The organism is Paracoccus aerius (assembly GCF_014656455.1).
GTDB classification, from domain to species: domain Bacteria; phylum Pseudomonadota; class Alphaproteobacteria; order Rhodobacterales; family Rhodobacteraceae; genus Paracoccus; species Paracoccus aerius.
Window position 1 is genome coordinate 12,240 of sequence record NZ_BNCL01000013.1, and the last position, 18,638, is coordinate 30,877.

At 64.8% G+C, this 18,638-nt stretch carries 19 protein-coding genes and 1 tRNA gene; 19 read left to right on the forward strand and 1 reads right to left on the reverse strand.

Features of this window, described 5'->3' with window-relative positions:
• The first annotated feature begins 10 nt into the window (after positions 1 to 10).
• From IE224_RS14420 to IE224_RS14510, 19 genes are all read left to right on the forward strand, one after another.
• On the forward strand, positions 11 to 226 hold the full coding sequence (locus tag IE224_RS14420) for a DUF5337 domain-containing protein (RefSeq protein ID WP_167621649.1): 216 nt from the start codon (positions 11 to 13) through the stop codon (positions 224 to 226).
• Between the two features lie 27 nt (positions 227 to 253).
• On the forward strand, positions 254 to 1,549 hold the full coding sequence (gene nuoF / locus IE224_RS14425; protein ID WP_191311352.1) for an NADH-quinone oxidoreductase subunit NuoF: 1,296 nt from the start codon (positions 254 to 256) through the stop codon (positions 1,547 to 1,549).
• A 101-nt stretch (positions 1,550 to 1,650) separates the two neighbouring features.
• A complete protein-coding gene (locus tag IE224_RS14430) occupies positions 1,651 to 2,055 on the forward strand; it encodes a DUF5333 domain-containing protein (protein ID WP_167621651.1) in 405 nt (134 codons plus the stop codon).
• An 11-nt stretch (positions 2,056 to 2,066) separates the two neighbouring features.
• Positions 2,067 to 4,085: an NADH-quinone oxidoreductase subunit NuoG gene (gene nuoG, locus IE224_RS14435; RefSeq protein WP_191311354.1), complete on the forward strand. Its 2,019-nt coding sequence runs from the start codon at positions 2,067 to 2,069 to the stop codon at positions 4,083 to 4,085.
• A 5-nt stretch (positions 4,086 to 4,090) separates the two neighbouring features.
• Positions 4,091 to 4,861: a YNQ4 family lipoprotein gene (locus IE224_RS14440; RefSeq protein WP_191311356.1), complete on the forward strand. Its 771-nt coding sequence runs from the start codon at positions 4,091 to 4,093 to the stop codon at positions 4,859 to 4,861.
• Between the two features lie 18 nt (positions 4,862 to 4,879).
• Complete coding sequence (nuoH, locus tag IE224_RS14445; RefSeq protein ID WP_191311358.1) at positions 4,880 to 5,911, forward strand: NADH-quinone oxidoreductase subunit NuoH; 1,032 nt, start codon at positions 4,880 to 4,882, stop codon at positions 5,909 to 5,911.
• A gap of 3 nt (positions 5,912 to 5,914) precedes the next feature.
• Positions 5,915 to 6,100: a hypothetical protein gene (locus IE224_RS14450; protein ID WP_191311360.1), complete on the forward strand. Its 186-nt coding sequence runs from the start codon at positions 5,915 to 5,917 to the stop codon at positions 6,098 to 6,100.
• Positions 6,100 to 6,591, forward strand: a complete 492-nt coding sequence (gene nuoI / locus IE224_RS14455) for an NADH-quinone oxidoreductase subunit NuoI (protein ID WP_167621656.1) — start codon at positions 6,100 to 6,102, stop codon at positions 6,589 to 6,591. Before IE224_RS14450 ends, nuoI begins: the two co-directional genes overlap by 1 nt.
• The gene (locus tag IE224_RS14460; RefSeq protein WP_167621657.1) at positions 6,588 to 7,001 is read left to right on the forward strand and encodes a carboxymuconolactone decarboxylase family protein; all 414 of its coding nucleotides are present in this window, start codon (positions 6,588 to 6,590) and stop codon (positions 6,999 to 7,001) included. Before nuoI ends, IE224_RS14460 begins: the two co-directional genes overlap by 4 nt.
• The gene (locus IE224_RS14465) at positions 6,998 to 7,600 is read left to right on the forward strand and encodes an NADH-quinone oxidoreductase subunit J (RefSeq protein WP_191311362.1); all 603 of its coding nucleotides are present in this window, start codon (positions 6,998 to 7,000) and stop codon (positions 7,598 to 7,600) included. The genes IE224_RS14460 and IE224_RS14465 overlap by 4 nt, the downstream gene beginning before the upstream one ends.
• A 62-nt stretch (positions 7,601 to 7,662) precedes the next feature.
• Complete coding sequence (gene nuoK / locus IE224_RS14470; RefSeq protein ID WP_167621659.1) at positions 7,663 to 7,968, forward strand: NADH-quinone oxidoreductase subunit NuoK; 306 nt, start codon at positions 7,663 to 7,665, stop codon at positions 7,966 to 7,968.
• A gap of 6 nt (positions 7,969 to 7,974) precedes the next feature.
• Entirely contained in the window at positions 7,975 to 10,233 is a 2,259-nt protein-coding gene (nuoL, locus tag IE224_RS14475; RefSeq protein ID WP_191311364.1) for an NADH-quinone oxidoreductase subunit L, read from the forward strand.
• A gap of 1 nt (position 10,234) precedes the next feature.
• Positions 10,235 to 11,803 (forward strand): NADH-quinone oxidoreductase subunit M, encoded by a 1,569-nt coding sequence (locus IE224_RS14480; RefSeq protein WP_191311366.1) that lies wholly within the window; start codon positions 10,235 to 10,237, stop codon positions 11,801 to 11,803.
• A gap of 10 nt (positions 11,804 to 11,813) precedes the next feature.
• A complete protein-coding gene (nuoN, locus tag IE224_RS14485; RefSeq protein WP_191311368.1) occupies positions 11,814 to 13,319 on the forward strand; it encodes an NADH-quinone oxidoreductase subunit NuoN in 1,506 nt (501 codons plus the stop codon).
• A gap of 10 nt (positions 13,320 to 13,329) precedes the next feature.
• The gene (locus tag IE224_RS14490; protein ID WP_191311471.1) at positions 13,330 to 14,088 is read left to right on the forward strand and encodes a biotin--[acetyl-CoA-carboxylase] ligase; all 759 of its coding nucleotides are present in this window, start codon (positions 13,330 to 13,332) and stop codon (positions 14,086 to 14,088) included.
• Positions 14,089 to 14,091: 3 nt separating this feature from the next.
• A complete protein-coding gene (locus tag IE224_RS14495; protein ID WP_167621663.1) occupies positions 14,092 to 14,871 on the forward strand; it encodes a type III pantothenate kinase in 780 nt (259 codons plus the stop codon).
• Entirely contained in the window at positions 14,864 to 16,540 is a 1,677-nt protein-coding gene (locus tag IE224_RS14500) for a ribonuclease J (protein ID WP_191311370.1), read from the forward strand. The genes IE224_RS14495 and IE224_RS14500 overlap by 8 nt, the downstream gene beginning before the upstream one ends.
• A 52-nt stretch (positions 16,541 to 16,592) precedes the next feature.
• Complete coding sequence (trmB, locus tag IE224_RS14505) at positions 16,593 to 17,309, forward strand: tRNA (guanine(46)-N(7))-methyltransferase TrmB (RefSeq protein WP_191311371.1); 717 nt, start codon at positions 16,593 to 16,595, stop codon at positions 17,307 to 17,309.
• A gap of 66 nt (positions 17,310 to 17,375) precedes the next feature.
• Positions 17,376 to 17,465, forward strand: a tRNA-Ser gene (locus IE224_RS14510).
• Positions 17,466 to 17,613: 148 nt separating this feature from the next.
• Here IE224_RS14510 and IE224_RS14515 read toward each other — a convergent pair.
• Complete coding sequence (locus tag IE224_RS14515; protein WP_191311373.1) at positions 17,614 to 18,531, reverse strand: LysR family transcriptional regulator; 918 nt, start codon at positions 18,529 to 18,531, stop codon at positions 17,614 to 17,616.
• Positions 18,532 to 18,638 lie beyond the last annotated feature (107 nt).

Here is an 18,638-nt window from a genome sequence, read left to right on the forward strand (position 1 = left end):
GGGCCTGGCGATGACGCGGCAGGGCGGCGACCGCGACGCGCGCCAGATGCGTCTGGCCGGTGCCGTGATTGCCGGGGCCATGGCGGCCTGGTTGCTGGTGCAATGGCTGGGCCAGCATTACGGCTGGGCTGGCAGATGGGCTTATCTGGCGGATCTGGCCGCCATTGGTGCTTTTGTCTGGTCGCTGATCGTGACCTGGCGTATCTGGCGGCGCAGGAACGCGTGACGCCCGGATGAGAGGATTGAGAACAGGATGCTGAAAGATCAGGATCGCATTTTCACCAACATCTACGGGATGGGCGACCGTAGCCTGGCCGGCGCGAAGAAGCGCGGCCATTGGGACGGCACGGCCGAGATCATCTCGCGCGGGCGCGACAAGATCGTGGAACAGATCAAGGCCTCGGGCCTGCGCGGGCGGGGCGGGGCAGGTTTCCCGACCGGCCTGAAGTGGTCCTTCATGCCCAAGGAATCGGACGGCCGCCCGTCCTACCTGGTCATTAACGCCGACGAATCCGAGCCCGCGACCTGCAAGGACCGCGAAATCATGCGCCACGATCCGCATACGCTGATCGAAGGCGCGCTGATCGCCAGCTTCGCGATGGGCGCGCACGCGGCCTATATCTATATCCGGGGCGAGTTCATCCGCGAGAAAGAGTCGCTGCAGACCGCCATCGACGAATGCTATGACGCGGGCCTTCTGGGCGCGAATGCCGCCGGGTCTGGCTGGGACTTCGACATCTACCTGCACCACGGCGCCGGCGCCTATATCTGCGGCGAGGAAACGGCGCTGCTGGAAAGCCTGGAAGGCAAGAAGGGGATGCCCCGCATGAAGCCGCCGTTCCCGGCCGGCGCGGGTCTTTATGGCTGCCCGACCACGGTGAACAACGTCGAATCCATCGCCGTGACGCCGACGATCCTGCGGCGCGGGCCGGAATGGTTCGCGGGCTTCGGCCGCCCGAACAACGCGGGCGTCAAGCTGTTCGGCCTGACCGGCCACCTCAACACGCCCTGCGTGGTCGAGGAAGCCATGTCGATCCCCATGAAGGAGCTGATCGAAAAGCACGGCGGCGGCGTGCGCGGCGGCTGGAAGAACCTCAAGGCCGTGATTCCCGGCGGCGCGTCCTGTCCGGTCCTGACGGCCGAGCAGTGCGAAAACGCGATCATGGACTATGACGGGATGCGCGAATTGCGGTCGTCCTTCGGCACCGCCTGCATGATCGTGATGGACCAGCAGACCGATGTCATCAAGGCGATCTGGCGGCTGTCCAAGTTCTTCAAGCACGAAAGCTGCGGGCAATGCACGCCCTGCCGCGAAGGCACCGGCTGGATGATGCGGGTGATGGAACGCCTGGTGCGCGGCGATGCCGAGGTCGAGGAAATCGACATGCTGCTGGACGTGACCAAGCAGGTCGAGGGCCACACCATCTGCGCCCTGGGCGACGCTGCCGCATGGCCCATCCAGGGCCTGATCCGCAATTTCCGCGAAGAGATCGAGGACCGCATCAAGGCCAAGCGGACCGGACGCATGGGGGCAATGGCCGCGGAATGATCGGGCGGGCGGCATATCACGCCGCTGTCGCGGGGTCGTGTCGGGCAAAGGGCCGGGCCGGTGGTTATGTCATCCGACATCAGCCATCGGAGAAACCTGCCATGATCCGCCAGACCCTTGCCGCGATTGCCGCCCTTGCCGCCTTGTCCGGGCCAGCCGCCGCCCTTCCGCCCTTGTCGCAGGAACGCCATATCAACGACAGCCTTGTGCAGGCCCGTGTGGCCGACATGCTGCGGAAGGGGTGCCCGACCTTGGACGCGCGGTTGATCCGGGCCTTCTCCGAGGCCCGCAAGCTCAAGCGTTACGCGCTTGACCAGGGATACAGTGATGCGCAGATCGACGCCTTTCTCGACAGCCGGGAAGAACGTCGCCGCATCTATGCCGAGGCCGACCGCTACATGGTCGCCAATGGGGTGGTGAGTGGCCAGCCCGAGACATTCTGCCGTCTGGGGCAGCAAGAGATTGAGCGGAAGACGATCGCCGGATCGCTTCTGGTTGCCAGGTAAGGAAGAAACCGATGGCCGATTTGCGGACAATCAAGATTGACGGGACCGAGATCGCGGTCGATCCCAACCTGACCCTGATCCAGGCCTGCGAACTGGCCGGGATCGAGATCCCGCGCTTCTGCTATCACGAACGCCTGTCCATCGCGGGCAACTGCCGGATGTGTCTGGTCGAGGTCGTGGGCGGCCCGCCCAAGCCTGCCGCGTCCTGCGCCATGCAGGTCAAGGATCTGCGCCCCGGTCCCGATGGCGCGCCTTCGGAAATCCGCACCAACAGCCCGATGGTCAAGAAGGCCCGCGAGGGCGTGATGGAGTTCCTGCTGATCAACCACCCGCTGGACTGCCCCATCTGCGACCAGGGCGGTGAATGCGATCTGCAAGACCAGGCAATGGCTTACGGCGTGGACTTCAGCCGGTATCGAGAGCCCAAGCGTGCGGCCGAGGAATTGAACCTGGGCCCGTTGGTCGAGACCCACATGACCCGCTGCATCAGCTGCACCCGCTGCGTGCGCTTCACCAGTGAGGTCGCGGGCATCAGCCAGATGGGCCAGACCGGGCGCGGCGAGGACAGCGAGATCACCAGCTACCTGAACGAGACGCTGGCCTCGAACCTGCAGGGCAACATCATTGACCTGTGCCCGGTCGGCGCATTGGTCAGCCGCCCCTATGCCTTCAAGGCGCGCCCCTGGGAATTGCGCAAGACGGAAACCATCGACGTGATGGATGCGCTTGGCAGCAACATCCGCGTGGACGTGAAGGGCCGCGAAGTGATGCGCATCCTGCCGCGCAACCATGACGGCGTGAACGAGGAATGGATCAGCGACAAGACCCGCTTCGTCTGGGACGGGTTGCGCCGCCAGCGGCTGGACAAGCCCTATATCCGCGAGAATGGCAGGCTGCGCCCCTCGACCTGGGCTGAAGCCCTGTCGGTTGCGGCCACCGCGATGAAGGGCCGCAAGGTTGCGGGCCTGGTGGGCGACCTTGCCTCGGTCGAGGCCGCGTTCAGCCTGAAGCAGTTGATGGAAAGCCTTGGCGGAAACGTCGAATGCCGCACCGATGGCGCACGCCTTCCTGTCGGGAACCGTGGCGCCTATGTCGGCAACGCCACGATTGCCGATATCGACAATGCCAAGCGGATCCTGCTGATCGGCACCAATCCGCGCGACGAGGCGCCGGTCCTGAACGCCCGCATCCGCAAGGCATGGGCGCATGGCGCACAGGTTGCGCTAATCGGCGAGGCCGTGGACCTGACCTATGACTATCACCATCACGGCGCCGATCGCGCGGCGCTCTCCGAACTGGTCAAGGGCGACTTCCAGTCGAGCCAGGGCACGCCGGGCATCGTGATCGTAGGCCAGGGCGCCCTGACCGAGGCCGATGGCGAGGCCGTGCTGGCCAACGCCATGCGCATCTGCGAACTGGACGACTGCAAGCTGCTGGTCCTGCACACCGCAGCGTCCCGCGTGGGTGCGATGGACGTGGGCGCCGTGACCGAGGGCGGCCTGACCGCGGCCATCGACGGGGCCGAGGTGATCTTCAACCTGGGCGCGGACGAGGTCGACATCGCCCCCGGCGCCTTCGTGATCTACCAGGGCAGCCACGGCGACCGCGGGGCGCATCGGGCCGACATCATCCTGCCCGCCGCCTGCTATACCGAAGAAAACGGCCTGTTCGTGAACACGGAAGGCCGGCCGCAGCTTGGCATCCGCGCGAACTTCGCGCCTGGCGATGCCAAGGAGAATTGGGCGATCCTGCGGGCCCTGTCCGCCGAACTGGGCGCGACGCTGCCCTGGGACAGCCTGGCGCAACTGCGCCGCGCGCTGATCCAGGCCGTGCCGCACCTGGCCCGGATCGACGAGGTTGTCGAAAACGACTGGCAGCCCCTGCAGCGGCTGGACCTGGGCCGGGCGAGCTTCCGCAACTCGGTCAAGGACTTCTACCTGACGAACCCAATCGCGCGGTCATCGCCGCTGATGGGCGAGTTGTCGCGAATGGCGGCGGCGCGCAAGGCGCCCGCCCTTGCGGCCGAGTGACATCGATGCGGCCGGCATTTCGCAAGCCCCGGATCCTGATCTCTGCCCTTGCCGGGGCCGTGATCCTGTCCGGCTGCGCGGATGATGCTGGCCGGGACGGACGGCCTCGGCCCAAGCCCGAGACGATGACCGCACGCGTTGCAACCCCCGGCGCCGCTGCCGGAGAGGCGCCGCTGACGCTGGCCCGCATCTCGACCAAGTCGGGCGAGATCCTGATCCTGGAACCGGACGGACAGGTGACGACTATGGCATTGGACAGCCCGGAAGGGCAGGACGCCTTTGCCGTGACCGAAGCGGACCTGATGGCGCTGAACGCCAATCTGGATCTGGACCTGGGCGGGATGGTGGCGGCGGACCTGCCGCCCCGGCAGACGGCCCAGGAAAAGGCGCTCGAGGCCTTTGCGGCGCGAACGCAACCCGCCCTGCCCACCTGGGCCGAGGGGACCGAGGTCGATCCCCGGGATTTCATGGGCGCGCGCGTGGCCTCTCTGGGTCCGAACGGATCATCGGATCTGGTCGAGGTGACAGCGAATTTGCGCGAGGGGGTAGACGCCGATATCGCCTTCTCGTATGCCACCTGCGCATTGGCCGGTTGGGCCCGGCAGAACGGCGAGCCCTATGGCCGCCATGTGCGCACGCTGCAAGATACCCGCGATGGCAAGCTGATGATCGGAGCCGCATTCACGCTGTCGGATCAGAAGCCGATGGGTCTGCGGGTGATGGAAACGGAAGACACCTTGCGTGAATGCAAGGCACGCGGCATTCCCGCGCTGTGATAGGATAGGGACGGGCGCATGGCTGAATTTTGGGCATCCTCTCTGGGCATGACGGTCATCCTGCTGGCGCAGGGTCTGGCGGTCATCGCCTTTGTCATGCTGTCGCTGATCTTTCTGGTCTATGGCGACCGCAAGATCTGGGCCGCGGTGCAGATGCGGCGCGGCCCGAACGTGGTTGGTCCCTGGGGCCTGCTGCAGACCTTCGCCGACGCGCTGAAATACGTGCTGAAGGAAATCGTCATCCCGGCAGGTGCGGACAAGTTCGTCTTCTTCCTGGCGCCCTTCCTGTCGATGACGCTGGCGCTGCTGGCCTTTGTCGCGATCCCCTTCGCGCCCGGCTGGGTGATGGCCGACATCAACGTGGGCATCCTGTTCATCTTCGCCGTTTCCTCGCTCGAGGTGTATGGCGTGATCATGGGTGGCTGGGCCTCGAACTCCAAATACCCGTTCCTGTCGTCGCTGCGCGCGGCGGCGCAGATGATCTCGTACGAGGTCAGCCTGGGCCTGATCATCATCGGGGTCATCATCTCGACCGGCTCGATGAACATCTCGTCCATTGTCGAGGCGCAGTCGGGCGCGGGCCTGCTGTCCTGGTACTGGCTTCCCCATTTCCCGATGCTGATCCTGTTCTTCATCAGCGCCCTGGCCGAAACCAACCGCCCGCCCTTCGACCTGGCCGAGGCCGAATCCGAACTGGTCGCGGGCTTCATGGTGGAATATTCCTCGACGCCCTATCTGCTGTTCATGGCAGGCGAGTATATCGCGATCTGGCTGATGTGCGCCCTGATCTCGCTGCTGTTCTTCGGCGGCTGGCTGTCGCCCATCCCGGGCGTTCCCGACGGCGCGATCTGGATGTTCCTGAAGATGGTCTTCTGGTTCTGGATGTTCGCGATGGTGAAGGCCATTGTCCCGCGGTACCGCTATGACCAACTGATGCGCATCGGCTGGAAAGTGTTCCTGCCGCTGTCGCTGGGCTGGGTCGTGCTGGTTGCCTTCCTTGCCCGCTACGAAGTGTTTGGTTCCTTCTGGGCCCGCTGGGCAGGGGCATAAACCATGGCTTATTCGAACAAGATCGCTGAACTGCTGGCGAACGCCTCGGAAACCGACAAGGCCGAGTTCGCGCATTTCCTGGCAAACAACCTGGACAGCGCCGAGCAGTCCCGTGACGGCGCAAGGATCCGCGACTATGTCGCGGCCTTCGACCGCTTCGCCGCTCCCAAGCAAGGGGAAGATTTCTGATGGCATTCGACATCGCCCGCGCCACCAAGTATTTCCTGCTCTTCGATTTCCTGAAGGGCTTCGGGCTGGGCGTGAAATATTTCTTCGCGCCGAAGCCGACGATCAACTATCCGCATGAAAAGGGCCCGTTGTCGCCGCGCTTCCGGGGCGAACACGCGCTGCGCCGCTATCCCAACGGCGAGGAACGCTGCATCGCCTGCAAGCTGTGCGAGGCGATCTGCCCCGCCCAGGCGATCACCATCGATTCCGAACCGCGCGAGGATGGCAGCCGCCGCACCACGCGCTATGACATCGACATGACCAAGTGCATCTATTGCGGCTTCTGCCAGGAAGCCTGCCCGGTCGATGCCATCGTCGAAGGCCCGAACTTCGAGTTCGCGACCGAAACGCGCGAGGAGCTTTTCTACGACAAGCAGAAGCTTCTGGACAACGGCGCCCGCTGGGAAGCCGAGATCGCCCGCAACCTTGCCATCGACGCGCCCTACAGATGAGCGACGCCTTCACCAAGCTGTTCCAGCAGATGATGCAGTCCGGGCAGGAAATGGCCCGGGCCTTCAACCCTGCGTTGGAAACCTTCGACCCGCGCGCCTTCGAGAAGATGATCCCGACCATGCCGGCGGACATGCTGGAAATGTGGTTCGGGCGCACCTTCAACCGCGACGGGCTGGACGCCAAGACCCGTCTGCTGGTGACGATCGCCGCGCTGACCGTGCAGGGGGCGCATGCCGAACCGCAGCTGCGCCTGACCATCCGCCACGCGATCGAGGCCGGGGCAACGGCGCGCGAGGTGGCCGAGGTCATCTACCAGATGGGGATGTTCGGCGGCATTCCGGCGATGCAGAAGGCCCTGGAGATTGCCCAGGGCGTATTCACCGAACATGAAGGGAAACAGGCCGAATGATCACCTTCGCCTTTTATCTGTTCGCCATCTCGGTCTGCACGGCGGGCTTCATGGTGGTGCTGTCCCGCAACCCCGTCCATTCGGTGCTGTGGCTGATCCTGGCCTTTATCGCCTCGGCCGGCTTGTTCGTGCTGCAGGGCGCCGAATTCGTGGCGATGCTCCTGGTGATTGTCTATGTCGGCGCGGTCGCGGTGCTGTTCCTGTTCGTCGTGATGATGCTGGACGTGGACTTTGCCCAGCTTCGCGGCGAACTGGCGGGCTATCTGCCGCTGGCCGGGCTGATCGGCCTTGTGCTGCTGGCGCTGCTGGTGATTGCCTTCGGCGGGTGGGAGATTTCGAACCAGGCGGTCGACCTGCGCGCGGCACCCGTGGTGGTGCAGACGCAGAACACCAATGCCATCGGCACGATCCTGTATGACCGCTATATCCTGCCCTTCCAGGTGTCCGGGCTGATCCTGCTGGTCGCGATGATTGGCGCCATCACCCTGACCATGCGCCACCGCCGCGACGTCAAGCGTCAGGACGTGCTGGAGCAGATGTATCGGGACCCGGCCAAGACCATGGAACTGCGCGACGTGAAGCCGGGGCAGGGGCTGTAGGGCCCCGCCCGACGCTGCCTGCTGATATTTGACGGGTAAAAGACCCGGAGGGACGAAAGACGATGATCGGATTGACACATTATCTTGTCGTGGGGGCGATATTGTTCGTCGCCGGCATTTTCGGCATCTTCGTGAACCGCAAGAACGTCATCGTCATCCTGATGTCGATCGAACTGATCCTGCTGTCCGTGAACATCAACTTTGTCGCCTTCTCGGCCCATCTGGGCGATCTGGGGGGGCAGGTCTTCACCATGTTCATCCTGACCGTCGCCGCGGCCGAGGCCGCCATCGGCCTGGCGATCCTGGTTGTGTTCTTCCGCAACCGCGGCTCGATTGCGGTGGACGACGTCAACGTGATGAAGGGCTAGGGACACATGGCGCAATTCATCCTGTTCGCGCCCCTTCTGGGCGCGCTGATCGCCGGTTTCGGCTGGCGCATCATCGGCGAGAAAGCCGCGATGATGCTGACGACGGGCATCCTGTTCGTGGCCGCGCTGTTCTCCTGGATCGTCTTTCTGGGCTTTGACGGCCAGACGCAGCACATCCCGGTCATGGACTGGATCGTCTCGGGCGATTTCAGCGCCGAATGGGCGATCCGGCTGGACCGGCTGACGGCGATCATGCTGATCGTGGTGACCTCGGTCTCGGCGCTCGTGCATCTTTATTCGATGGGCTACATGGCCCATGACGACAACTGGACCCATCACGAACACTACAAGGCGCGCTTCTTCGCCTATCTGTCGTTCTTCACCTTCGCCATGCTGATGCTGGTGACCGCCGACAACCTGCTGCAGATGTTCTTCGGCTGGGAAGGCGTGGGCGTCGCATCCTATCTGCTGATCGGCTTCTATTACCGCAAGCCTTCCGCCAACGCCGCCGCCATGAAGGCCTTCATCGTCAACCGGGTCGGCGACTTCGGCTTCCTGATGGGCATCTTCGGCCTGTGGTGGATGACGGGTTCCATCCAGTTCGACGCGATCTTCGCGCAGGTGGCCGATCTGGCGAATGTCCAGATGCGCTTCCTGTGGACCGAATGGAACGCGGCGAACCTGCTGGCCTTCCTGCTGTTCGTCGGCGCGATGGGCAAGTCGGCGCAGTTGTTCCTGCACACCTGGCTGCCGGACGCAATGGAGGGCCCCACCCCGGTGTCGGCGCTGATCCACGCCGCGACCATGGTCACCGCCGGCGTCTTCCTGGTCTGCCGCATGTCCCCGCTGTTCGAATTCGCGCCGGAAACCAAGATGTTCATCACGATCATCGGCGCCTCGACCGCCTTCTTTGCGGCGACGGTGGGACTCGTGCAGAACGACATCAAGCGCGTGATCGCCTATTCGACCTGTTCGCAGCTGGGCTACATGTTCGTGGCGGCAGGCGTGGGCGTCTATTCGGTCGCGATGTTCCACCTGTTCACGCATGCCTTCTTCAAGGCCATGCTGTTTCTGGGCGCGGGTTCCGTGATCCACGCGATGCACCACGAACAGGACATGCGGAACTATGGCGGGCTGAGAAAGAAGATCCCCTTGACCTTCTGGGCCATGCTGATCGGCACGCTGGCCATCACCGGCGTCGGCATCCCGCTGACCCATATCGGCTTTGCGGGCTTCCTGTCCAAGGACGCCGTGATCGAAAGCGCCTATGCCTCTGGCGTCAGCTACGCCTTCTGGCTGCTGGTGATCGCGGCGCTGATGACCAGCTTCTATTCCTGGCGGCTGATGTTCCTGACCTTCTGGGGCGCGCCGCGCCCGCAAAAGGTCTGGGACGCCGAGATCAAGACCGAGGAAGAGGTCCAGCCCTCGGCCTCGCATGGCCATGGCCACGACGCGCATGGACACGGCCACGGCCATGACGCGCACGGGCATCACGACCCGCTGCACGCGCATCACCATGCCCATGAAAGCCCGCCCGTGATGACGGTGCCGCTGGGCATCCTGGCGATCGGCGCGGTCTTCGCCGGCATGATCTGGTACGGCAGCTTCTTCGGCGACGATGTGCAGCGCTTCTTCGGCCTGCCCGAAGCCGCCCACGAACAGGCCGAGGGCGGCCATGGCGAGGCGCTTGACGGTGCCGTGGCCGAGGCGCCGCATGGCGAGCCTGCGGGTGCCGCAACCCATGCCGCCGCCGGCGCCGCCAGCGACCCGGCCGAGGAAACCGCCGCCGACGGCCACGCGGCCCTTGCAGGCTTCGAACGGGGCGCGATCTTCATGCGGTCGGACAACCACGTGATGCATGACGCGCATTACGTGCCGACCTGGGTGAAGCTGTCGCCCTTTGTCGCGATGCTGATCGGCCTGGGCTTGTCCTGGCTGATGTACATTCGCTATCCCGATGCGCCGGCGAAGCTGGCCGCGCAGCAACCGGGATTGTACCGGTTCCTGCTGAACAAGTGGTATTTCGATGAAATCTATCACTTCGTCTTCGTCCGGCCCGCGCTGTGGATCGGTCGCAAGCTGTGGACGGGCGGCGACACAGCGGTTATCGACGGCGCCATCAACGGGGTGGCCATGGGAATCATCCCGCGCCTGACGCGCTTCGCCGGTCGCGTGCAGTCGGGCTATGTGTTCCACTATGCCTTCGCGATGGTCGTGGGCATCGTGGGCTTGCTGATCTGGGTGATTATGCGGGGCGCGCACTGACATGACGAACCTTCTTTCGATCATCACCTTCCTGCCGATCGTGGCAGCGGGGATCCTGGCCCTGTTCCTGCGGGGCGAGGACGAGGCCGCGCAGCGCAATGCCAAGTGGCTGGCGCTTATCGCCACCTCGGCTACCTTCCTCATCTCTTTGTTCGTGCTGGCGGGCTTCGACCCGGCCGACACCGGCTTCCAGTTCGTCGAGGACCACCCCTGGATCATGGGACTGCGCTACCGGATGGGCGTGGACGGCATCTCGGTCCTGTTCGTCATGCTGACGACCTTCCTGATGCCGCTGACGATCCTGTCCACCTGGGACGTGAAGACCCGCGTCAAAGAATACATGATCGCCTTCCTGGTGCTGGAAGGCCTGATGATCGGCGTCTTCACCGCGCTTGACCTGATCCTGTTCTACCTGTTCTTCGAGGCGGGCCTGATCCCGATGTTCCTGATCATCGGCATCTGGGGCGGCGCGAACCGCATCTATGCGACCTTCAAGTTCTTCCTTTACACCTTCCTCGGATCCGTCCTGATGCTGGTGGCGATGATCGCCATGGCGCGCACCGCCGGAACGACCGACATCGCGCAATTGCTGGCCTTCGACTTCCCGTCTGAAACCATGCGCGTCCTGGGCTTCACGGTGGTCGGCGGAATGCAGACGCTGCTGTTCCTGGCCTTCTTCGCCAGCTTCGCGGTCAAGATGCCGATGTGGCCGGTCCATACCTGGCTGCCCGACGCGCACGTCCAGGCGCCGACCGCAGGGTCGGTCGTGCTGGCGGCGGTGCTGCTGAAGATGGGCGGATACGGCTTCCTGCGCTTCAGCCTGCCGATGTTCCCGGTGGCCAGCGACATGCTGCAGCCGCTGGTCTTCTGGATGTCGGCCATCGCCATCGTCTACACCTCGCTGGTGGCTCTGGTGCAATCCGACATGAAGAAGCTGATCGCCTATTCGTCGGTTGCCCACATGGGCTTCGTCACAATGGGGGTGTTTGCCGCGAACCAGCAGGGCCTGGACGGGGCGATCTTCCAGATGGTGTCGCACGGCTTCATCTCGGGCGCGCTGTTCCTGCTGGTGGGCGTGATCTACGACCGGATGCACACGCGGGAAATCGACGCCTATGGCGGCCTGGTCAACCGGATGCCGGTCTATGCCCTGGTCTTCCTGTTCTTCACGATGGCGAATGTGGGCCTTCCCGGCACCTCGGGCTTCGTGGGCGAGTTCCTGACCCTGATGGGAACCTTCAAGGCCAATACCTGGGTGGCCTTTGTCGCGGCGACCGGCGTGATCCTGTCGGCGGGCTATGCGCTGTGGCTTTACCGCCGCGTGACGCTGGGCGCCCTGGTCCGCGAAAGCCTGCGGACGATCACCGACATGACCCCGCGCGAGAAGTGGATCTTCGTCCCGCTGATCGTGATGACGCTGTTCCTGGGCGTTTATCCGCGCGCCGTCACAGACATCACCGGCCCCGCCGTCCAGGCGCTGCTGGTCAATTATCACGATGCCCTGCCGCATGACGGACGCGACGGGCTGGCCGTGACCGCCCAGGCGGAAGCGGCCGACGCCAGCCATTGAGGAAAGCACGATGACCGCGCTCGATCTTTCGACCATCCTGCCGGAACTTGTGCTGGCGATCTATGCGCTTGGCGCGCTGATGGCAGGGGCCTACCTTGGCAAGGACGCCATTGCGCGTCCGGTCCTGTGGACGACCGTGGCGGCGCTGCTGGTGATCGGGCTTTACGTTGGCTTTGCCGACCGCCCGGCCCAGGTGGCCTTCCACGGGATGTTCACCGACGATGCCTTTGCCCGCTTCGCCAAGGTGACGATCCTCGTCTCCGCCGCCGCCGTCCTGGCGATGAGCGCGGATTACATGGAGCGGCACAACCTGCTGCGCTTCGAATACCCGATCCTTCTGACGCTGGCGTCCATCGGCATGATGCTGATGGTGTCGGCCAGCGACCTGCTGTCGCTGTATATGGGGCTGGAACTGCAATCCCTGGCGCTCTACGTCGCCGCCGCCATGCGCCGCGACAGCGTGAAGTCGTCCGAAGCGGGGCTGAAGTATTTCGTCCTCGGCTCGCTGTCCTCGGGGATGCTGCTTTACGGTGCCTCGCTGGTCTACGGCTTCTCGGGGACGACCAGCTTTGCAGGGATCGTGCAGACCGTCGTGGGCGGGCAGCTTTCGGTGGGCCTGCTGTTCGGCCTGGTCTTCCTGCTGGTGGGCCTTGCCTTCAAGGTCTCGGCCGTGCCCTTCCACATGTGGACGCCCGACGTTTACGAAGGCGCGCCGACGCCGGTGACGGCCTTCTTCGCCACCGCGCCCAAGGTCGCCGCCATGGCGCTGATCGCGCGGCTGATGTTCGACGCCTTCGGCAACGTGCCGGGTGACTGGGGCCAGATCATCGCGGCGCTTGCGGTCCTGTCGATGTTCCTGGGATCCATCGCCGGCATCGGTCAGCGCAACATCAAGCGGCTGATGGCCTATTCGTCCATTGCACATATGGGCTTCGCCCTTGTGGGCCTTGCGGCGGGGACGGCCTTCGGTGTGCAGTCGATGCTGCTCTACATGGCGATCTATGCGGTGATGAACGTGGGCTCCTTCGCCTTCATCCTGTCGATGGAACGCGACGGCCGCCCGATCACCGACCTGGAAAGCCTGAACCGCTTTGCCCAGGCAGAACCCATCAAGGGCTTTGCTGTCCTGTTCCTGATGTTCAGCCTGGCCGGCGTGCCGCCCTTCCTGGGCTTCTTCGCGAAATACGGCGTGCTGACGGCTGCCGTTCAGGCGGGCATGTCATGGCTGGCGATCCTGGGCGTCATCGCCTCGGTCATCGGTGCCTTCTACTATCTGCGCATCGTCTACTACATGTTCTTCGGGGCCGAGAACGAGGGCGTTCAAAGCCGGATGGGGGCGGTCCAGTATCTGGCCCTAGTCGTTCCGGCCGCCGTGCTGCTGATCGGCGCGGTTTCCATGTGGGGCATCGACTCCGCCGCGGCGACCGCTGCGGAATCGCTGGTCGGCACGACCCTTGTGCCTGCCGAGGCCGCGCTTCTGCCCGATATCTCGGCCGAGACCCCTGCCGTTGAGTAATGGGGCGCCGCTGACAGCCTGGCCCGAGGGCGTGGCGCGCCACGTCCTGGATCAGGTTGACAGCACGAATGCCGAGGCAATGCGGATGGCGCCCGCGCTGTCCGGGCCGACCTGGATCATGGCGCGCCGCCAGACGGCGGGCCGCGGCCGAAGGGGCAGGGCCTGGACCGACCCCCCCGGCAATTTCGCGGCAACCCTGGTCCTGCGTCCCGAAGGCGGCCCGGCGGATGCCGCGCGTTTGTCCTTTGTCGCGGCGCTGGCCGTCCATGACGCGCTGCGCCAGCTTTGCGGGCCGCAGTTGAACGTGGCGCTGAAATGGCCGAACGACGTGCTGCTGAACGGCGGCAAGCTGTCCGGCATCCTGCTGGAAAGCATCGGATCCGGCGGCACCATCCAGGCCTTGGCCATCGGCATCGGCGTCAACCTGGCCGCCGCGCCGGATGCGGGCTTGGTGGAACCTGGCGCGACCCGCCCGGTCAGCCTGCTGGGCGAGACCGGCCTGACGGTCAGCCCCGACGACTTCCTGTCTGCCCTTGCCCTGGCCTTCGACGACTGGCACCGGCAGATGCGGGCCTATGGCTTCGGCCCCATCCGCGAGGCATGGCTGGCCCGCGCCACCCGCCTGGGCGAGACGATCATCGCCCGCACCGGCACGACCGAGACGACCGGCCGCTTTGACGGGATCGACGAAACCGGCGCGCTGATCCTGTCCGGTCCGCGCGGCAGGCAGGCGATCCCGGCGGCCGACATCTATTTTGCGGGGGTATGACCCGTGCTCTTGTGCATCGACACCGGCAACACCAACACCGTGTTTTCCATCTGGAACGGCGAACGGTTCCTGGCCCATTGGCGCATCGCCACGGACCATCGGCGGACGGCCGACGAATACTTCGTCTGGCTGTCCACGCTGATCGATGGGCAGAAGTTCGCGCTCGACATCGACGCCTGCATCATCAGCTCGACCGCGCCGCGCGTGGTCTTCAACCTGCGCGTCCTGTGCAACCGCTATTTCGACACCCGCCCGCTGGTGGTGGGAAAGCCCGATTGCCTGCTGCCCGTCGCCCCTCGCGTGGACGAAGGCACCGTCGTCGGGCCGGACCGGCTGGTGAACACGGTTGCGGCTTTCGACCGGCACGGGCCGGATCTGATCGTCGTGGATTTCGGCACCGCGACGACCTTTGACGTGGTGGACATGGACGGCGCCTATATCGGCGGCGCGATCGCGCCCGGCGTGAACCTGTCGCTGGAAGCACTCCACATGGGCGCGGCCAGTCTGCCGCATGTGGACGTGACCATGCCGGCCAAGGTGATCGGCACCAACACCGTCGCCTGCATCCAGTCGGGGATCTTCTGGGGCTATATCGGCCTTGTAGACGGCGTGGTCCGCCAGATCCGCGCGGAAAGGGGCCGCCCGATGAAGGTGATTGCAACCGGAGGGCTTGCGCCGCTGTTCGATCAGGGGTTTGACCTGTTCGAGGCAATCGAAGACGATCTGACGATGCACGGGCTGCGGCTCATTCACGATTACAACAAGGAGATGGGCAATGGCTGAGCGCCTGATTTATCTGCCGCTGGGCGGCGCGGGCGAAATCGGCATGAACGCCTATGTCTATGGCTATGGCCAGCCCGGACGCGAACGCCTGATCCTGGTCGACCTGGGCGTCAGCTTCGGCGACATGGACAGCAGCCCCGGCATTGACCTGATCATGCCGGACCTGACCTGGCTGCAAAAGAACCGCGACCGGCTGGACGCGATCTTCATCACCCACGGGCACGAGGATCACCTGGGCGCCCTGGGTCATCTCTACGGGCGGCTGGATGTACCGATCTATGCCCGCCAGTTCACCGGCGCCCTGGTCCGGCTGAAGCTGGAGGATGCGGGCCATTCGCCCTCGGTCGTCAACATCACCGGGCCGCGCCCCGAGGTGACGCAGGTCGGCCCCTTCACCGTACAGTTCGTGCCGGTCAGCCACTCGATTCCCGAAAGCTCGGCCCTGATCATCGACACGCCTGCGGGCCGCGTCGTCCACACGGGCGACTTCAAGCTGGACGGAACCCCGGTCGTGGGCGATCCCTTCGACCCGATCGCCTGGCACGACATTGCCGCCGAAGGGCGGGGCATCAAGGTCCTGGCCTGCGACAGCACCAACATCTTCTCGACCCATCCCGGCCGGTCCGAGGCGATGCTGGCCAATCCGATCCTTGAATGGGTCGTGGCGCAGAAGAACATGGTTGTCGCCACCACCTTCGCCAGCAACATCGCGCGGCTGAAGACCCTTTCTGATGCCGCCATTGCCGCGAACCGCAAGGTCTGCCTGCTGGGCCGGGCCATGCGCAAGATGGTCGCCGTGGGCCTGGAAACCGGCGTCCTCACCGATTTCCCCGACACCATCGGCCCCGAGGAAGCCGCAAGCCTGCCGCGCAACCAGGTCATGCTGCTGGCGACCGGCAGCCAGGGCGAACGACGCGCCGCCAGTGCGCAGCTGTCGCGCGGCCGCTATCTGGGGCTGATGCTGAAGGAAGGCGACAGTTTCCTGTTCAGTTCCAAGACCATCCCCGGCAACGAGAAGTCCGTGGGCCGCATCATGAACTCGCTGAGCGAGTTGGGGGTCGAGGTCTTTGACGCCGATGACGGCCTCTACCACGTCTCGGGCCACGCGAACCGCCCCGACATCGAGGCGCTGCACGAACTGCTGAAGCCGCAGATCGTGATCCCGATGCATGGCGAGCACCTGCATCTGCGGGAACATGTGATGATGGCCCGCGCCAAGGGCATCGCGGCCGAAATCGTCACCAACGGCACGATGCTGGACCTGACGGGCGATACCCCCCGCGTTGTGGACCAGGTGGAAACCGGCCGGCTGTACCTGGACGGCACCGTGCTGATCGGCGCGATGGACGGCGTGGTCCGCGACCGCATCCGCATGGCGCTGAACGGGCACGCGCTTGTCAGCGTGATCGTGGACGAGGATGACAACGTCCTGCCCGACGCCTGGGTGGAACTGATGGGCCTTCCCGGCCGCACCCGGGGCGGCGAGGATCTGGGCGCCCATATAGAAGGCGAGTTGTCCGAGTTCCTGGAGGGCGCCGATGCCCGCGTGGTGCGCGACGACGCCAAGATGGACGAGGCGATCCGCAAGATCACCCGCCAGGTCGCAATGGAGGAGATCGGCAAGAAGCCCGAGGTCACGGTCATCATCAGCCGGCTGATGGGCGAATAGGGCAGCGGGCAGGGGGCTTGACCCGCCGCGACTTGCGGTGCAATCCCCCGGCATGTCCGACACACCGAAATCCGCCTTCGACCCGAACCCGCCGCGCCGCAACTTCTATGGCCGGCGGCACGGGAAGACCCTGCGCCAAAGCCAGAAGGGCTATCTGTCCGAAGATCTGGGCGAGTTGCGCCCGCGCGGCATCACCGTGGGCGACAATCCCGACCGCACGCCGATCGACCCGGCCGCCATCTTCGGGGACGACCGCCCGATCTGGCTGGAGGTCGGCTTCGGCGGGGGCGAGCACATGGTCCACATGGCCGCTCGATACCCCGATATCGGCATCATCGGCTGCGAGCCCTTCATCAACGGCGTCGCCATGCTGCTGGGCAAGATCCGGGGCGCGGGCGTGACCAATGTCAGCGTGCATCCCGGCGATGCGCGCGACCTGATGGACGTGCTGCCGGATGCCTCGATCAGCAGGGCCTTCCTGAACTATCCCGATCCCTGGCCCAAGGCGCGCCATCACCGCCGCCGCTTCGTCACGCCCGAACACCTTATCCCCTTGGCCCGCGTCATGAAGCCCGGGGCCGAGTTCCGGGTTGCCACCGACATCCCCGACTACATGCGCCAGACGCTCGAGGAGGTGCCGCAGGCGGGCTTCGACCTGGTGGGCGACAGCCCGGTCGCCTGGGACGACTGGCTTAGCACCCGCTATGAACAGAAGGCCCTGCGCGAGGGCCGCGTGCCGCACTACGCCACCTTCCGCCGCAAGGGCTGAGGGCGAGGGTGACAGGGCCAAAAAAGCCCCTTGTCACCACCCCGGCCCATCCCTATACCGGCCAGCGGAGTGGTGGCCGAGTGGTCGAAGGCACACCCCTGCTAAGGGTGCAGGCGGGAAACCGTCTCGAGGGTTCGAATCCCTTCCACTCCGCCACTTGCACATCGCAAACCCGAAAATAGAGCTCTTGCGGGGGCCTTTTTTGCTCATGCATCACCGCGCTGACGGATTGTCCCGCTTCCCATGCCGAAACCGATGATCCCGGCCGGGTGCCGATCTGGAAATCCGCGAAGCCCAGCCTGGCCTATCTGCCTGCGTCCACGTCCCATGGCCTAAGACAAACGCTGATCGTTTCGGCGAAATCGGTATAAGTCTCGGCACGCTGGGACGATTTCCGCCAGGCCATGCAGATGCTGCGGGTCGGGGCCGGTGGATTTAGCGGGATGGCGACCACCAGTTCCTCGCGCATGACCTCGGACCGGACATAAAGCGCGGGCAGCAGGGCGATGCCCATTCCTGCAGCGACCATCTGGCGCAGGGTGTCCAGCGTGGTGCCGACATAGTCGCTGGCCTGGATCGCGCCCACGTCGCGGCAAAGGCGGGCCACGTCGTCGGTCGCCCCTTCGCGCCGTTCCATCGTCAGGATCGTCTCGCCGGCCAGATCGGCGGCTTGCACGTGCTTGTGGCCGGCCAGGCGGTGATCCTGCGGCACCACCAGGTGCAGCGGCTCGGTCACCAGGACATGGAAGGCGAAATCCTCGCGCACGGGGATCTCGGGCAGCAGGATCACGTCGTATTGGCCGTCGGCAAGGTTCCCCTGCAGTTCCTCGGACCGTTCCTCGCGGACATGGATACGGGTTTGCTGGTAGGACTGGCGAAGCGTCGGCATGGCGATGGACAGGACATAGGCGCCGACGGTGTGGACGACGCCCATGCGCAGCAGGCTTTGCATGGCATGGGGATCCTCGCGCCGGGCGATGTCGCGGATGTCGTCGATCTCGGCCACGATGATGCGCGCCCGCCTTGCGATCTCGGCGCCGACGGGGGTCAGAAGCACGCGGGTCCGGCTGCGTTCGACCAGCTTCGTGCCCAGCCTGGCTTCCAGTTCCTTGACCTGGATGCTGAGCGTGGGCTGCGTCACATGGCATTGTTCGGCAGCACGGCTGAAGTTCAGCGTATCTGCGATTGCAAGAAGGTATCGAAGCTGCTGGAGCGTCGGCATCGGCATTCCTTATAGAGAATGGCTATCGAACATCGTCTGATTATCAATTTCCATACCTTGCCGATACCGTGATTAAAATCTGGCGAACAAGAGATAGCTTTAAGGAA

Bases quoted from the DNA above. Each gene is read 5' to 3' on its own strand.
- IE224_RS14420 (WP_167621649.1), top strand. From the start codon at position 11: ATGACGCGGCAGGGCGGCGACCGCGACGCGCGCCAGATGCGTCTGGCC.
- nuoF (WP_191311352.1), top strand. From the start codon at position 254: ATGCTGAAAGATCAGGATCGCATTTTCACCAACATCTACGGGATGGGC.
- IE224_RS14430 (WP_167621651.1), top strand. From the start codon at position 1,651: ATGATCCGCCAGACCCTTGCCGCGATTGCCGCCCTTGCCGCCTTGTCC.
- nuoG (WP_191311354.1), top strand. From the start codon at position 2,067: ATGGCCGATTTGCGGACAATCAAGATTGACGGGACCGAGATCGCGGTC.
- IE224_RS14440 (WP_191311356.1), top strand. From the start codon at position 4,091: ATGCGGCCGGCATTTCGCAAGCCCCGGATCCTGATCTCTGCCCTTGCC.
- nuoH (WP_191311358.1), top strand. From the start codon at position 4,880: ATGGCTGAATTTTGGGCATCCTCTCTGGGCATGACGGTCATCCTGCTG.
- IE224_RS14450 (WP_191311360.1), top strand. From the start codon at position 5,915: ATGGCTTATTCGAACAAGATCGCTGAACTGCTGGCGAACGCCTCGGAA.
- nuoI (WP_167621656.1), top strand. From the start codon at position 6,100: ATGGCATTCGACATCGCCCGCGCCACCAAGTATTTCCTGCTCTTCGAT.
- IE224_RS14460 (WP_167621657.1), top strand. From the start codon at position 6,588: ATGAGCGACGCCTTCACCAAGCTGTTCCAGCAGATGATGCAGTCCGGG.
- IE224_RS14465 (WP_191311362.1), top strand. From the start codon at position 6,998: ATGATCACCTTCGCCTTTTATCTGTTCGCCATCTCGGTCTGCACGGCG.
- nuoK (WP_167621659.1), top strand. From the start codon at position 7,663: ATGATCGGATTGACACATTATCTTGTCGTGGGGGCGATATTGTTCGTC.
- nuoL (WP_191311364.1), top strand. From the start codon at position 7,975: ATGGCGCAATTCATCCTGTTCGCGCCCCTTCTGGGCGCGCTGATCGCC.
- IE224_RS14480 (WP_191311366.1), top strand. From the start codon at position 10,235: ATGACGAACCTTCTTTCGATCATCACCTTCCTGCCGATCGTGGCAGCG.
- nuoN (WP_191311368.1), top strand. From the start codon at position 11,814: ATGACCGCGCTCGATCTTTCGACCATCCTGCCGGAACTTGTGCTGGCG.
- IE224_RS14500 (WP_191311370.1), top strand. From the start codon at position 14,864: ATGGCTGAGCGCCTGATTTATCTGCCGCTGGGCGGCGCGGGCGAAATC.
- trmB (WP_191311371.1), top strand. From the start codon at position 16,593: ATGTCCGACACACCGAAATCCGCCTTCGACCCGAACCCGCCGCGCCGC.
- IE224_RS14515 (WP_191311373.1), bottom strand. From the start codon at position 18,531: ATGCCGACGCTCCAGCAGCTTCGATACCTTCTTGCAATCGCAGATACG.